The organism is Dactylosporangium sp. CA-139066 (assembly GCF_050936175.1).
GTDB lineage: Bacteria > Actinomycetota > Actinomycetes > Mycobacteriales > Micromonosporaceae > Dactylosporangium.
This window is the reverse complement of the sequence record NZ_JBNJNH010000001.1, coordinates 1,025,955-1,040,646: the sequence shown is the minus strand read 5'-3', so window position 1 is coordinate 1,040,646 and position 14,692 is coordinate 1,025,955. Positions and strand designations below refer to the sequence as shown.

The 14,692-nt window shown below is 73.2% G+C and carries 15 protein-coding genes; 5 read left to right on the top strand and 10 right to left on the bottom strand.

The window, feature by feature from the left end; translation table 11 throughout:
* Positions 1–27: 27 nt before the first annotated feature.
* A complete protein-coding gene (locus ACQEVU_RS04950; RefSeq protein WP_433334798.1) occupies positions 28–654 on the top strand; it encodes a maleylpyruvate isomerase N-terminal domain-containing protein in 627 nt (208 codons plus the stop codon).
* 146 nt (positions 655–800) lie between these two features.
* Here the strand turns inward: ACQEVU_RS04950 and ACQEVU_RS04945 are convergent, their stop codons facing one another.
* The 8 genes from ACQEVU_RS04945 to ACQEVU_RS04910 all read right to left on the bottom strand — a co-directional run bounded on the left by ACQEVU_RS04945 (position 801) and on the right by ACQEVU_RS04910 (position 9,322).
* Positions 801–1,379, bottom strand: a complete 579-nt coding sequence (locus ACQEVU_RS04945) for a TIGR03086 family metal-binding protein (protein ID WP_433321168.1) — start codon at positions 1,377–1,379, stop codon at positions 801–803.
* 140 nt (positions 1,380–1,519) lie between these two features.
* Entirely contained in the window at positions 1,520–2,788 is a 1,269-nt protein-coding gene (locus tag ACQEVU_RS04940) for an aldehyde dehydrogenase family protein (protein WP_433321165.1), read from the bottom strand.
* 85 nt (positions 2,789–2,873) lie between these two features.
* Positions 2,874–3,989 carry a hypothetical protein gene (locus ACQEVU_RS04935; RefSeq protein ID WP_433321163.1) on the bottom strand — a complete coding sequence of 372 codons (1,116 nt, stop codon included), beginning with the start codon at positions 3,987–3,989 and terminating at the stop codon, positions 2,874–2,876.
* Entirely contained in the window at positions 3,983–5,173 is a 1,191-nt protein-coding gene (locus tag ACQEVU_RS04930) for an enolase C-terminal domain-like protein (protein WP_433321160.1), read from the bottom strand. Before ACQEVU_RS04930 ends, ACQEVU_RS04935 begins: the two co-directional genes overlap by 7 nt.
* A 17-nt stretch (positions 5,174–5,190) precedes the next feature.
* The gene (locus ACQEVU_RS04925; RefSeq protein WP_433321157.1) at positions 5,191–6,102 is read right to left on the bottom strand and encodes a 5-dehydro-4-deoxyglucarate dehydratase; all 912 of its coding nucleotides are present in this window, start codon (positions 6,100–6,102) and stop codon (positions 5,191–5,193) included.
* 28 nt (positions 6,103–6,130) lie between these two features.
* Positions 6,131–6,991: a carbohydrate ABC transporter permease gene (locus tag ACQEVU_RS04920; RefSeq protein ID WP_433321154.1), complete on the bottom strand. Its 861-nt coding sequence runs from the start codon at positions 6,989–6,991 to the stop codon at positions 6,131–6,133.
* A gap of 58 nt (positions 6,992–7,049) precedes the next feature.
* A complete protein-coding gene (locus ACQEVU_RS04915; RefSeq protein WP_433321151.1) occupies positions 7,050–7,976 on the bottom strand; it encodes a carbohydrate ABC transporter permease in 927 nt (308 codons plus the stop codon).
* On the bottom strand, positions 7,973–9,322 hold the full coding sequence (locus ACQEVU_RS04910; RefSeq protein ID WP_433321148.1) for an ABC transporter substrate-binding protein: 1,350 nt from the start codon (positions 9,320–9,322) through the stop codon (positions 7,973–7,975). Before ACQEVU_RS04910 ends, ACQEVU_RS04915 begins: the two co-directional genes overlap by 4 nt.
* A 125-nt stretch (positions 9,323–9,447) precedes the next feature.
* On the opposite strand from ACQEVU_RS04910, the gene ACQEVU_RS04905 reads away from it, so the two are divergent.
* Positions 9,448–10,254 (top strand): IclR family transcriptional regulator, encoded by an 807-nt coding sequence (locus ACQEVU_RS04905; protein WP_433321145.1) that lies wholly within the window; start codon positions 9,448–9,450, stop codon positions 10,252–10,254.
* A 1-nt stretch (position 10,255) separates the two neighbouring features.
* Here the strand turns inward: ACQEVU_RS04905 and ACQEVU_RS04900 are convergent, their stop codons facing one another.
* Positions 10,256–11,086 carry an NAD-dependent epimerase/dehydratase family protein gene (locus ACQEVU_RS04900; RefSeq protein ID WP_433321142.1) on the bottom strand — a complete coding sequence of 277 codons (831 nt, stop codon included), beginning with the start codon at positions 11,084–11,086 and terminating at the stop codon, positions 10,256–10,258.
* Between the two features lie 121 nt (positions 11,087–11,207).
* Here ACQEVU_RS04900 and ACQEVU_RS04895 point away from each other — a divergent pair, with 121 nt between their 5' ends.
* Positions 11,208–12,707 (top strand): cellulose binding domain-containing protein, encoded by a 1,500-nt coding sequence (locus tag ACQEVU_RS04895; RefSeq protein WP_433321139.1) that lies wholly within the window; start codon positions 11,208–11,210, stop codon positions 12,705–12,707.
* 71 nt (positions 12,708–12,778) lie between these two features.
* Here the strand turns inward: ACQEVU_RS04895 and ACQEVU_RS04890 are convergent, their stop codons facing one another.
* Positions 12,779–13,003 (bottom strand): tautomerase family protein, encoded by a 225-nt coding sequence (locus ACQEVU_RS04890; protein WP_433321136.1) that lies wholly within the window; start codon positions 13,001–13,003, stop codon positions 12,779–12,781.
* 93 nt (positions 13,004–13,096) lie between these two features.
* Between ACQEVU_RS04890 and kduI the strand changes: the two genes are divergently transcribed.
* On the top strand, positions 13,097–13,915 hold the full coding sequence (gene kduI, locus ACQEVU_RS04885; RefSeq protein WP_433321133.1) for a 5-dehydro-4-deoxy-D-glucuronate isomerase: 819 nt from the start codon (positions 13,097–13,099) through the stop codon (positions 13,913–13,915).
* Complete coding sequence (locus ACQEVU_RS04880) at positions 13,912–14,667, top strand: SDR family oxidoreductase (protein ID WP_433321130.1); 756 nt, start codon at positions 13,912–13,914, stop codon at positions 14,665–14,667. Before kduI ends, ACQEVU_RS04880 begins: the two co-directional genes overlap by 4 nt.
* The last annotated feature ends 25 nt before the right edge of the window (positions 14,668–14,692 follow it).

Here is a 14,692-nt window from a genome sequence, read left to right as displayed (position 1 = left end):
GACCCTGTTAGCGTCAAGCCCGTGACGATGAACGGCACCGACGTCCGCGCGGCCGTGGCCCTGGCCCGCCGCGCCTTCGCCGACGTCCCCGACGACGGCTGGGACCGCCCGGCCGGCACGCTGTCGTGGTCCTGCTGGGAGACGATCGAGCACATGGCCGACGACCTGTTCGCGTACGCCGGCCAGATCGCCCCCGCCGATCCCCCGCAGGAGTCGTATCTCCCGTTCGCCTGGCACACGCAGCGGGAGGGCGGCCCGTCGAGCACGATCTTCGTCGAGCGCACGGCCGGCACCCTGGGCCTGCTGCGGACGCTGGAGGCCTGCGGCGCAATGCTGGCCGGCATCGTGGACGCGGCCCCGCCCACCCATCGCGGCTGGCACCCGTACGGCATCAGCGACCCCGACGGCTTCGCCGCGATGGGCGTGGTCGAGGTGCTGGTCCACGCCTGGGACATCGCCGACACCGTGGAGCGCCCGTGGGATCCGCCCCGCGACCTCTGCCAGGCCGTGCTGGATCGCCTGTTCACCGACCTGCCCGAGCACCCCGACCCGTGGGAGACCCTGCTGTGGGCCACGGGCCGCGCCGAGCTTCCCGGCCACCCGCCGCGCGCGTCGTGGAGCTGGGACGGCCGCCCGTTCGCGGAACGCGTCTGAAGCGGCGCCGTGCGCACCGCCGGCCCGGCGGTGCGCACGACCGCTCAACCGATGCGGCGCGGCCGATCCTCGATCTAGACACCGAAGCACTCGATCTTCCACCAGAGGCTCTGGGCCTGCCAGGTTTCGAAGTAGCCCTCTGCGCCCTATGGCTTTCTACCCAGAAGTAACAGGATTCGGTCGAGGGTCGAGGCGTCCGCGGGGACGGGCTGGGCGTGGGCGAATGCGGCGCCCTCGCGGTCGCGGTTCGGGCCGTCCGGGACGGACTCAGCGATCGGCAGGACGGCAGTGAGGACGTCTTCGGGGAGCGCGAACGGTACGCCGAGCGTGCGTGCCACGTCCCATCCGTGCACGACGTAGTCGATGGCGTGCGCGCCGATGCCGCGCCACGTCGGGATCGGGTCGGGGGCGATCTCGGGCAGGGGCATCGGGGCGTCCAGCGCGTCGACGGCGGCGAAGGCGTCGATGACCTCGTCGGAGGCGGCGGCGTACGCGGCGAAGGGGTCCGCCGGCAGCGGGCGCGGGGACCAGCGCTCCAGGGGCCACGCCTCGCCCCGGGCCGCGGCGGCGAAACCGCGGTGCTGGATGGTCATGTGGGCGAGCAGGTCGGCCAGCGTCCAGCCGGCGCACGGGGTGGGCAGGGCCGGGTCGAGCGGGCCGTCGAGCAGCTGAACGCTGTTGCGGACGGCGATCGCGTCCGCCGCGCGGAAGTCGGGAAAGGCCATGGTCCCATCATGGCGGTCCCCGGTGCCCGCGGCCGCCGCGAGGCACGAACGGCCTCAACGTAAACGATCCGGCAACACGACCGAAGACACGACCGTGTCAACGCAAACGCCCCGGCAAGGCGGTCGAAGGCGGGCGCGTGTCAAGGCAGGAGGCGGGGCGGCAGGCCCTGCAGGGCGACCGGGCGCAGGAACCGGCTCACCGATCCCGTGCCGACCGACGTGTGCAGGGCGTTCGACGTCGCGGGCCACGGGCCGCCGTGGTGCATTGCGTCGCAGACCGCGACGCCGGTCGGGACGCCGTTGAGCACCACCCGGCCGGCCGTGGCCATCAGGGGCGGCAGCAGGGCGTCCAGCGCCGGGTCGTCGGGGGCCGCCAGGACGGTGGCCGTGAGCGAGCCGGGCAGGGCCGCCGCCAGCGCGCCGAATGACGACGCCGGGGCGGCGCACACGACGACCGCGGGCCCGAAATGCTCCTCGAGCAGCGCGCCGCCGAGCGACGAGGCCTCGATGAAGAGCGCAAAGACCGAAGAGCCCGATTTGGTACCGCACGAAGCCGCCCGTCGCGACCACTCCGCGTGGGCCGCCTCGATCGACGGGGTGAGCAGGCGGCCGACCGGGCCGGCCGCGGCCACCTCGGCGCCCAACCGCTCGGCGAACGCCCGGCCCGCGGGCGAGTCGGGCACGAAGACCAGGCCGGGCTTGGTGCACAGCTGGCCGGACGAGCCCGTGACCGACGCGGCCAGCGCGGACGGCCACGACGGGTCGGGCAGCGCCGACGGGAGCACGAAGACGGGGTTGAGGGAGCCCATCTCGGCGTACACCGGAATCGGCTCGGGGCGGGCGGCCGCGGCGTCCATGAGGGCACGGCCGCCGGACGGCGAGCCCGTGAACGCCACCGCGCGCACGAGCGGGTCGCGGACGATCTCGAGCGAGACGTCGGGGCCGCCGTGGCGCAGGGTGAGAAGCTCGGCGGGGGCGCAGGCGGCCAGCAGCTCGGCGGTGCGCGGCTGGGCGGGGTGCGCCTTCACGACGACGGGGCACCCGGCGGCGAGGGCCGCCGCCGTGTCGGCGCCCAGCACGCCGAACGCGAGCGGGAAGTTGGAGGCGGCGAACACCGCGACCGGGCCGATCGGCACGCGGACCAGGACGACGTCGGCGCCGCCGGGCGCCGCCGACGGGGAGGTGACGGTCGGGCGGTCGCGGCCGGACGCGACGAAGTCGCCCAGGAGGCGCAGCTGGCCGGTGGTGCGGTCGAACTCGCCCTCGAGCCGCGCCGGCGCGAGGCCGGTCTCCTCGCCGGCGGTGGCCACGATCTCGGCCCGCCGGCCCTCCATGGCGGCGGCGATGCCGTGGACCAGATCACGGCGGCGGGCTCCGTCCCAGGTGGACAGTCCGGTCAGGGAGTGCACGGCGACTCCAGCAGCTCGACGGTGCGGCGCAGGGCCTCCAGGCGCGGGCCGAAGGCGAGGCCGTGGACCAGGTCACGGCGTCCGGTCAGGGGGTGCACGGCGACTCCAGCAGTTCGACGGTACGGCGCAGGGCCTCCAGGCGCGGGGCGGAGGCGAGGCCCAGGTGGTACAGGTTGATGCCGCTCGCGCCGGCCGCGACCAGGGCCGCGGCGTGCGCGGGCACCTCCTCGGCGCGGCAGGGCGGCAGGGCGGTGATGTAGGCGTGCGTGCGGTACCCGGCGGCGACGGCGGCCGCGACCGCGCGCGCCGACTCCTCGCCTACCGGCCAGGCCGGCACCAGCACGGCGTGCGCGTCGACCCGGTCGTCCGGAGGGAGGCCCGGCGACGGGCCGGTCGCCCACGGGTCGGGGTTGGCGTGCAGGATCACCGGCACGCCGGCGACGGCGGCGAGGACCTGGTCGCGCAGCAGGCGGGCCGCGTGCTGGCGGGCGTCCAGGAGTACCGCCGAGGAGTCCACTGTGGAATCGGCCCGGACGGCGGCGGCGAGGGAGGCGATCACGCGCGCCGGGTCGGCGCCGCGCTCCGACCACAGGGCGCGGCAGGCGGCGCAGCAGCAGACGGACAGCCAGCGCTGGGCCGGGCCGGGCCAGGCGTCGGCCGTGCGGTCGTGAGCGCCGGTGTGGGTCAGGCCCATCTGGCCGCACGACTCGAGCGACACCGCGTCGACGGGGGCGTCGCGGATCGCCTCGGCGGCGAGGGTGGCCGCGTAGTCGCGGACCTCGGGGTTAGCGGGGCAGAGCGCATGCGAGTACCGCTCGCCGAAGCAGTTCACGACGGCGAGGTCGGGAAAGGCCGCGCCCAGGCGGGAGCTGTGGGCGAGCACGATCCACGCGGTGACGGACAGGCCGGCGGCGCGCAGGGTCGTGGCGGCCTCGGCGAACGGGTCGGCGGACGGCATCCAGTCGGCAGCGGCGGGGCGGAGGCGGGCGTCGCGCCAGGCCGAAGGGCGGACCGGGCGGTACAGGGCGCCGTGGCGGGCGTCGACGATCTGGTGGCGCGGGTGGTGCGGCGTCGCGGCGCGCACCGAGTGGTAGGCGGCGGCCAGCGTGACCGAGGACAGGCCCAGGGCGGCGACGCGGTCCGGGAAGGCGGGGTCGCCGAGGACGTCCCAGCAGTACGCGTGGCCGGTGAGGGTCACCATCTCGGCCGGCGCTTGACGAAGTCGGGGCGCACGGTGCGCATGTAGGCGGTGTCGTCGCGGGATCGGATGCCGCAGCGGCGGTACTGCTCGTGCAGACGGGCCAGCGCGTCGCGGTCGAGCTCGACGCCGAGGCCGGGGGCGTCGGGGACGGCGACCGTGCCGTCCACGATGGGCAGCGGGGCGGTGACCACGTCCACGCCGGCCTGCCACGGGGTGTGGGTGTCCGCGGCGTACGTCAGCTCCGGCGTCGCCGCGCCCAGCTGGACCATCGCGGCGAGACTGATGCCCAGGTGGCTGTTGGAGTGCATGGAGACGCCGACGCCCCACGCGGCGCAGGTTCGGGCGAGGTCGGCGCACGCGCGCAGGCCGCCCCAGTAGTGGTGGTCGGCCAGCACGACGCCGACGGCGCCACGCTCGAAGGCGGGGCGCAGGTCGGCGGGCGAGACGACGCACATGTTGGTGGCCAGCGGCATCGGGGCGGCGGCGGCCACGTCGGCCATGCCGCCGATGCCGGGCGTGGGGTCCTCGAGGTACTCCAGCAGCTCTGCCGTCTCCGCCGCGACCTGCCGCGCCGTCGGCACGGTCCAGGCGCAGTTCGGGTCGATGCGCAGCGGGTGGGCGGGGAAGGCGCGGCGCAGCTCGCGGAGCGCGTCGATCTCCTCGACCGGCGGGAACACGCCGCCCTTGAGCTTGATCGAGCCGAACCCGAACCGCTCGACGAGCCCGCGGGCCTGCTCGACGATCCCGGCCGGGTCGAGGGCGGCGCCCCACTCGTCGGCGGGAAGGCCGGGGTGCTGGGCCCACTTGTAGAAGAGGTACGCCGAGAACGCCACCCGGTCCCGCACCCGCCCGCCGAGCAGCTGGTGCACCGGCCGGCCGATCGAGCGGGCCTGCAGGTCCAGCGCGGCGACCTCGAACGGGGCGAACACCTTCGGCTCGTGGTCGCCGGCGCCCAGCGAGCGGCGCACCGCGACGCGCAGCCCGGCCAGGTCCCACGGGTCGAGGCCGGTCACCCGCTCGGCGGCGCGGCGCACGGCGGCCAGGTGCGGCGCGTCGCCGTAGGTCTCGCCGAGCCCGACCAGGCCGTCGCCGCCGTCGAGCTCGAGGATCGTGCGCAGCGCCCACGGCTCGTGCACGCCGGCCGAGTTGAGCAGCGGCGGGTCGGGAAAGGCGACGGGGGTCACCCGTGCCGCGACGACCTTCACAGTGCCCGCCGCCCGTCGGCGATGATCGCGGCGAGCCGCGCGACGTGCGCCTCGGTCGCGTCGACCAGCGGCGGGCGGACCGGGCCGACGTCGAGGCCCGCGAGGCGGGCGCCGGCCTTGACCAGTGAGACCGCGTAGCCGGGGACCTCGTCGCGCAGGGCCACGAACGGCAGGTAGAACGCGGCGAGGAGGCGCTGCACGGTGGCGCCGTCGCCGGCGTTGACGGCGCGGTAGAAGGCGGTGGCGATGTCGGGGACGAAGCACAGCACGGCCGAGGAGTAGCTCTCGACGCCGATCGCGCGGTACGCCTGCACGGACAGCTCGGCCGTGGGCAGGCCGTTGAGGAAGCCGAACTCGGCGGCCCGCGGGTGGCCGCTCGTCCGGATCGCGGTGACGAGGCGCAGCATCGCGCTCACGTCGCCCTTGCCGTCCTTGATGCCCACGACGGTCGGCACGTCGAGCAGGGCGACCGCGGCGTCGGGGTCGAGCACCGCGTTGGCCCGCTGGTAAACGGCGATCGGCAGCGGGGTGGCCTCGGCGACGTACCGGACGTGCTCGACGAGCCCGGCCGGCGTGGAGTGCACGAGGTACGGGGGCAGGAGCAGCAGCCCGTCGGCCCCCGCCTCGAGCGCGGCGGCGGCGAAGTCGCGGGCCATCGCGGGACCGCCGCCGGCGCCGGCGAACACGGGTGCCCGGCCGGCGGCGACCTGCACGGCGGTGCCGACGACGTCGCGGTACTCCGGCAGCGACAGGCTCGTGAACTCGCCGGTGCCGCAGGCGACGAACAGTCCGGAGGGTCCGGCGGCCAGCTGCTGCTCGACGTGGTCGGCCAGGACGGCGAGGTTCACCTTGCCGTCGGTCGTGAACGGGGTCAGCGGGAACGACAGCAGGCCGTGCAGACGCATCATGTGCTCCTAATTCCAAGGTGGTGAAGGGTCAGCCTTTGACGGCGCCGGACGTGAGGCCGCGCATGAACTGCCGTTGCATCGCGACGAACGCGATGACCGACGGCAGCAGGGCGAGCAGCGACGCGGCCAGCAGCACGCCGATGCCGACCTGTTCGTCGCTGCGCAGCGTGCGCAGGGCCAGCGGCAGCGTGAAGTGCGCGGAGTCCTGGGCGACGAGCAGCGGCAGCATGTACTGGTCCCAGATCATCGTGAACCCGAAGATCCCGATCACGCCGAGCGCCGGCCGGCACAGCGGCAGCACGACGGACCAGAAGATGCGCAGGTCGCCGGCGCCGTCAAGGCGGGCGGCCTCCTCGAGCTCGACCGGGATGTCGCGCATGAACTCGGTCATGACGAGGATCGAGAACGCCCAGGCGCCGACCGGCACGATCATGCCGGCGAGCGTGCCGATGAGGTTGACGTGCACCAGGGGGACATCCGCCAGTACCAGGGAAAGCGGTATGGCCAGGATCTCCTCCGGCAGCATCATCGTCGACAGGATGAGCAGGAACACCAGCCGGAGCCCGGGAAAGCGCTTGCGGGCGAGGGCGTAGGCGGCCGAGACGCTCACCGCGATCTGCAGCAGCAGGCCGAAGCCCACGACCACGAACGAGTTGAGCAGGTAGTGCAGCACGTCGCGGCGCAGCGCGGCGCGGAAGTTGGCCAGCGTGAACGACCGCGGGATGAGCGTGAGGCTGGTCGGGTCCTGGGCCGGCGCGAACGCGCTGACCAGCAGGGCCAGCAAGGGACCGGCGAAGATCAGGACCAGGATGGTGTACACCAGGAATCGCGCGACCTTCGCGGGCCGCCCCCGCAGCGCGTCGAGCCCCAGCGCGGTCTCGTGTCTCATCGCGCCCTCCTCGCCCGGGCGGACTGCACCGCGATCGTCAGCTCAGTGCTTCCGTATCTCATCGCGCCCTCCTCGCCCGGGCGGACTGCACGGCGATCGTCAGCACGATTGTGGCCAGCAACAGGATCACGGACCCGGCGGCGGCGACGCCGAGCTCGTTGCGCTCCAGGCCGAGCTTGTAGATCAGCGTCATGAGCACCTCGGTCGAGCCGTCGGGGCCGCCGTTGGTGAGCAGGTAGATCTCGGTGAACACGCGCAGGCCGCGGATCGCGGCGAGCGTGAACAGGATCGCGAACACCGGCCGCAGCTGCGGGAACGTGACGTGCCACAGCCGGCGCCAGCGGTTGGCCCCGTCGACCTCGACGGCCTCGTAGAGGGTGCGGTCGACGCCGGCCAGCCCGGCCAGGAAGATCATCATGTCGTACGGCGCGCCGCGCCAGATGCCAACGCCCATCACCGACCACAGCGCCGAGCCGGGCGAGTTGAGGAACTGCGACGGGCCCATCCCGAGCCAGCCGAGGATGGTGTTGATCGCGCCGTCGGGCGCCGGGTAGTACAGGATGCGCCAGACCTCGGCGACGACGGCCATCGCGGCGACGGTCGGCAGGAAGACCGCGGTGCGCACGAACCACAGGCTCTTGGCCTGACCCTCCAGCAGCAGGGCGAGCACCAGGCCGATGAGCAGCGAGCCGGCGGTCTGGCCGACGGCCAGGAGCACGGTCTGCCACACCGCGCGGGTGAAGGCGTCGTCGCCGCCGATGGTGACGAAGTTGTCCGCGCCGACCCAGCGGTCGCCGAGGTACGGGCGGACCTCGTAGAGGCTCATGCTGATCGCGCGGGCCATCGGCACGAACTTGAACAGCGCGAAGAGGATCAGGGCCGGCGCGAGGAACGCCCACGGCAGCAGATCCGGGCGCCGGCGCCGCCGCCGGGCCGGCGGGGCCGGGGCGCGCGTCGCCCCGGCCCGCACCTGCGTCATGGTCATGTCGCGGCCACTCCCTGCTTGGCCAGCTCCGCCTGGAAGGTCTGGCTGAGCTTGGTCAGCTCGGCCTTCGTGTCGGAGCCGCAGTTGGCGACGATCGCGTTGATGGTGTCGGCGGACGTCTGGCGGAACGGCGTCCAGTCGGGCACGGCCGGGGTGTAGCGGCCGGACTGCTTGTAGATCTCGTCGAAGACCTGCCAGCGGGCGTCCTTGCGGACCGAGGACAGGGTGACGGTCGAGTTCACCGGCAGCCGCACGATGTTGCCGTCGGTGTCGCCGGCCATGCCGATCGTCTGGCCCTCGACGGAGATGGCGAACTCGGCGAACCTGTTCTGCCCGGCCTGGTTCTTGGAGCCGGCCATGAGGTAGGTGTTCTCGCCCTCGGCCAGCGAGATGGACTTGCCGGACGGGCCGGGCGGCGCGGCCACGGTCTCGTACTTGTCCTTGCCGAGGTTGCCGTCGAAGCGCGCCATGTTGTACGGCCCGGTGAAGTAGATGCCGGCCTTGCCGCTCTCGAACACGGGGTGGGCCTGCGTGGTCTCCATCGTCACGGCGCCCGGCGCGACCGTCTTGTCCTTGCAGAACTGGGCCTTGAACCACTCCACCGAGGCGACGGAGGCGTCGCTGGCGATGGCCGGGGTGAACTTGCCGTTCTGCTCGGTGAAGTAGTCGCCGCCGCCCGACCACAGGAAGCTGGTGAAGTACCAGGACATGTAGCCGCGCTTGGTGGAGCCGGGCACGTCGTAGCCGTACGTGTCGGGTTTGCCGTCGCCGTCGGGGTCCCTGGTGGTGAAGGCGACGGCGAGCGCGTCGAGGTCGGCCCAGGTCTTCGGCACCGGCAGGCCCAGCTTCTCGCGCCAGTCCTTGCGGATGAACAGGGCGAAGGACTGGGCGCTGTTGGGCACGCCGTAGTACTTGCCGTCGGGGCCCTTGGCGGCGTCCCAGGAGACCGGCGTGAGCTTGTCCGACCCGGGGATGTCGGCCCGCTTGACCTCGCGCACGATGCCCTGCTTGAGCATGGTGCCGAGCTGGGCGGTGTCGTTGATGACGATGTCCGGCAGGTGTTTCTGGGCGGCGGCCTGCTGGAGCTTGGTCTCGAAGTCGTCGAAGAGCGCGGTGACGTCGGCCTTGATGCCCGTCTTGGCGGTGAAGGCGGTGGCCAGCTGCTTCGTGGTCTTCTCGGCGGTACCGCCCGGGGGCTTGCGCACCCAGATCTGCAGCGGCGCGGATGCGTCCTGCGGGGTGTTGGGCGCGGATCCGCTGCCGCAGGCGCCGAGCACCAGCGCGGCGGCGACGAGGAACGTGGCGTGCTTGGCGAGCGGTCTGATCGTGGGGCGCCGTCCAGACACTGCCTTGCCTCCTGTCTACATATGTGGACGCCATCCTTGGATGTGACGTTGCGCAGACACAAGTTAGCGTCCGGTATGATGACCGTCAACACGTTCAGGAACACGGCGCACCGGAGGTTGGCGGCATGCCGCGCAGGAAGTCCGACGACGAGTCCGGCGAGGTCGCCGCGGCCGCCGAGGTGAACCCGGTCAAGTCGGCGCAGCGCACCGTGCGCATCCTGGAGACCCTGGCGGAGTCCCCGACCCGGCTGACGCTGGCCGAGCTGCAGGAGAAGATGGGGTACCCGCGCTCGAGCCTGCACGCGCTGATCCGCACGCTGCGCGAGATGAAGTGGGTCGAGGCCGACCCGACCGGCTCGGCGTTCGGCGTCGGGCCGCACGCGCTGCTGTCCGGCACGGCCTACCTGGACCGCGATGCCGCGCTGCCCTTCGCCTACGAGGCGCTGGAGGACCTGCGGGCCGAGCTCGGATACACGACGCACTACGCCCGCCGGGTCGACGCCGACGTGCTGTACCTGGCCAGCCGCGAGTCCCGCAGCGGCGTCGTGCCCCGGGTCGGGCGCCGGCTGCCCGCCCACGTGACCGCGCTCGGCCAGGTCCTGCTGTCCTGCCTCACCGACGACGAGGTGCTGGCGGTGCTGCCGGCCAAGCTCGCGTCGCTGACGCCCAACACGATCACGGACCACAAGGAGCTGCTGTCCGAGCTCGAGGACGTGCGCGGCCGGGGCTGGGCGCACGAGGAGCAGCAGGGCACGGAGGGCGTCGCGTGCGTCGCCGTGGCCGTGGACTACCGGATCCCGGCCACGGACGCGATCAGCTGCTCGATGCCGGCGAAGCAGGCGGGCGTCGACGAGGTGCTGCGGGTGGCGCACGCGCTCAAGGAGCACTCCGCAACCCTGGCCGCCACCCTGCGCCGCGAGGGCATTCGCTGATTCAGGACCGGCCGGCGGGCGGGACGCCGAGCGGGATTTCGCACCAGGCGCCGCCCATGCGGTACAACTCCGGGGTCCCCGGGAAATCCGGCTCGCCGAATGCGGCTATGCGCCGCGCGGCGAACGCCTCGGCGTCGTCGCGCGGGAAGTAGCCGATCGCCTCGCCCTCGGCGAGCGAGCAGATGCCGCGGGTGTTGCGGCTGACGCCCCACACGATGCGGAAGCCGGGCGCCGGCGCCGTCAGCGCCGCCTCGACCAGCCGCGCGCCGTCGTCGGGCGACAGCCACATCGACAGCCCGCGCAGGCCGGGCGGCTCGGCGACCCACATGCCGATGCGCAGGCACACGACGTCCATGCCGAAGCGATCCGCATAGAGCCGGCCGGCCGCCTCGGCCGCGACCTTGCTCCAGCCGTACATGGTGTCGGGGCGCGGCGGCGTGTCCGCCGGCACGCCGCCGGGTGGGGCCTCGCGCGCGTCGGTGAACCCGGCGGCGTGCGTCGAGGAGGCCAGCACGACCCGGGCGCCGGCCCGGCGCGCGCCCTCCAGGACGCACCAGCTCCCGTACGCGTTGATCCGCAACGCGTCCTGCGGCGCCGCCTCCTTCGCCAGGCCGCCGAGGTGCACGACGGCGTCGACGCCCTCGCACGCCCCGGCCACGGCGTCCGGGTCGTCGACGGAGCCGATCACGGACTCCTCACGGCCGCCGGCGCCGGGCAGCGGGGCCGGCTCACGCAGGTCGAAGAGGCGCAGCGTGCGGCCGGGGCGGGCCAGCCGCGGGCGCAGCAGCGCGGCCACCTTGCCGGCGCCCCCCGTGATCAGGATGCGGTTCAACGAGACCTCCGAAACTGTCCACATACGTGGACGTCAAACATGTCCACGAACGCGTATTGACGGGCTGGACGGCGTTCACTTTACTAGCTGATTACCAAGCCCCTATCATCGGAGGCGCTCGATGTTCCTGCGAGTATCCGTGCCCCGCGCCACCGCCATCGGCGTGCCGGCCGTCGCCCTCGCCACCGCCGTCGGATTCGCCACGGTCGCCCACGCCGCCGCACCCCAGCTCACCGCCGCCTTCGCCCAGACCTCGGTGTGGAGCACCGGGTACGGCGCGCAGTACACCATCCGCAACAACGGCGACGCCCCCTCGACGGGCTGGAGGGTCGAGTTCGACCTGCCGGCCGGCTCCACCGTGTCCAACTCGTGGAGCTCCGTCCGCACCGCCAGCGGGCAGCACTACACGTTCGTGAACGCCGGCTACAACGGTGCCATCGCACCGGGGGCGGCCGAGACGTTCGGGTTCAACGTCGCCGGCCTCGGCACGCCGCTCAACTGCACCATCGACGGCCACGCCTGCCCGGGCGGCGGGACGCCCTCGCCGACCACGGCGTCCCCGTCACCGTCGCGGTCCACATCCCCGTCACCGTCCACGTCTCCGTCTCCGTCACGGTCGCCGTCCACAACGCCGTCGACGCCCGGCGGCCCGATCGTCGACGTGTCGAGCGCCGCCCAGTTGCAGTCCGCGCTGGCGGCGGCCCGGCCGGGGCAGACGATCCGCCTGGCCGCCGGCACGTACCACGGCTCGTTCGTCACCACCGCCGCCGGCACGGCGTCGCAGCCGATCACGCTCACCGGGCCGGCCGGCGCCGTGCTCGTGAACGACGGGCCGTCGGGCGACGCGCCGAGCTGCCCGGCGCCGACCGCCGGCTGGGACTCGGGCTACGGCCTGTGGCTGTACAACGCGCCGTACTGGAACCTCACCGGCTTCACCGTCGCCGAGTCGAAGAAGGGCATCGTCGCCGACAACTCCCAGCATCTGACGGTCGACGGCGTGTACATCCACGACGTCGAGGAGGAGGCCCTGCACTTCCGCCGCTCCTCGGCCGACGGCATCGTGCGCAACTCGCGGATCGAGCGGACCGGGCTCGTACAGCCCGGCTACGGCGAGGGCGTCTACATCGGCTCGGCCGGCTCAAACTGGGGCTGCCACGGCAACACCGGCGGCGTCGACAAGAGCGACCGCGTGCAGGTCGTCGGCAACCACCTCGGCCCGAACATCGCGGCCGAGGCGATCGACGTGAAGGAGGGCACCACCGGCGGGCTGATCAGCGGCAACACGTTCGACGGGCAGGGTGTCAGCGGGCAGAACTCGGCCGACTCCTGGGTCGACGTCAAGGGGATGGACTACCGCATCGAGGACAACACCGGGTCGTTCCGCAGCCCGGGGACGTTCGCCAACGGGTACGAGACCCACAACCCGTCCACGACGCCGTCGTTCGACAACGGCTGCGGCAACGTGTGGCGCAACAACCGGTCGGACCTCGGGGGCGTCGGGCAGTACGCCATCAACGTCACCTCGCAGTCCAAGTGCTCGGCGCGGCCGAACGTGGTCTACGCGTCGAACACGGTGACGAACGCGACCAAGGGCCTGACCAACATCCCTGTCACGCCGTAGCTCCCTGCACACACGACGGCCCGGCGCGGAACGCTCGCGCCGGGCCGTCGTGCCTGCTCCGCCCGCTCCGGTCACGCGGCGCCGTGGCGGGCCAGCACCTCGGCGCGCGACGCGTCGTCCGCGGCCAGCACGCCGCCGTTGGCCACGTCGTGGCCGCCGATCTCGGTGAAGACGATCCGCACGTCCTGGCGGCGCGCGCCGAGGTGCTCCACGGCGTCGTCGGTCAGCGCCTCGACGAACCGGCGGCGCTGCTCGAGGCTGCGCCCCCGCAGCAATTCCACGGTGATGTTCGGCATCGGTCCTCCCGGGTTTCTTGGACAGTGCGCTCATACTAAGACGCCGTCCACATACTTGATAAGCCGCCAAGTCCGCCGATACGATCCAGCATCATGAACATTGAGGTGCGGCACGCCACGGATCCCGAGTCCGTCGAGACCGCGACGACGGCGCAGCTGCGCTCCCGGTATCTGATCGAGGACCTGTTCGCGCCCGGCGAGGTACGCGCCGTCTACACCCACGAGGACCGCATGGTCGTGGCCGGCGCGGTGCCCGACGGCGCCCCGCTCGCGCTGCCCGCCTGGGACGCCCTCGGCACCGCACACCCGCTCGAGCGCCGCGAGCTGGGCGTCATCAACCTCGGCGAGCCCGGCGACGTGCTCGTCGACGGCACCGCGCACAAGCTCGGCCCGCTCGACGGGCTCTACGCCGGCCGCGGCTCGACGGTCACGCTCTCCGGCGCGGGCGCGTGCTTCTACCTGGTCTCCGCGCCGGCCGACGCGACCCACCCGGCGGCCACGTTCAGCCGGGACACGATCGAGGCGGTGCGCATCGGCGACCCGGCGACGGCCAGCGCCCGGTCGCTGTACCGCTATGTATGGGGCGGCGGCCACCCCAGCTGCCGGCTGCAGTTCGGGGTCACGGTCGTGGACGCCGGCTCGGTGTGGAACACGATGCCGGCGCACCTGCACGATCGGCGCACCGAGGTGTACCTCTACACCGGCCTCCCCGCCGACGCCCGCGTCGTGCACCTGCTCGGCCGCCCCGGCGCGACCCGGCACCTCATCGTCCGCGACCGCCAGGCGGTGATCGCACCCGCGTGGTCGGTCCACTCGGGCGCCGGCACCGCGCCGTACGCCTTCGTCTGGGCGATGTCCGGCGAGAACACCGACTACGGCGACCTGCAGGGCGTTCCGATGGAGGCGCTGTGAGCAGCCTGTTCGACCTGACCGGGCGGACCGCCGCGGTCACCGGGGCCGGGCGCGGCATCGGGCGCGGACTGGCCCTCGCGCTGGCCGCGGCGGGCGCCGACCTCATCCTGGTCGGCCGCGCCGCCTCTCAGGCCGGCACCCGCGACGACATCGCCGACCTCGGCCGCAAGGCCGACATCGTCGAGGTGGACCTCGCCGACCGCGGGGCCACCCACGCGGCCGGCGCCGAATTGGCCGCGGCCGGCGGCGTCGACATCCTGGTCAACAACGCCGGGGTGATCGACCGCGCGAGCGTGCTCGACGTCACCACCGAGGCGTGGGACCGGGTGCTGGACGTCAACCTCAATGCCGTCTTCGAGCTGAGCCGGCTGCTCGCCGCCCCGATGGCGGCCCGCGGCGCCGGGAAGATCGTCAACGTGGCGAGCCTGCTGTCGTTCCAGGGCGGGCTGCGGGTGGCGTCGTACACCGCGGCCAAGCACGCCGTGGCCGGGCTGACCCGCGCGATGGCCAACGAGCTGGCGCCGCGCAACGTCCAGGTCAACGCGATCGCGCCGGGGTACATCGAGACCGACAACACGCAGGCGCTGCGCGAGGACCCGCAGCGGTACCGCGCGATCAGCGACCGCATCCCGGCCGGCCGCTGGGGCACCCCGGACGATCTGGCCGGGGCCGTGGTGTTCCTGAGCTCCCGCGCCGCGGACTACGTCAACGGCCACATTCTCGTGGTCGACGGCGGCTGGCTAGCCCGCTAAATCGTGATAAGTCCGAAAAATCCTG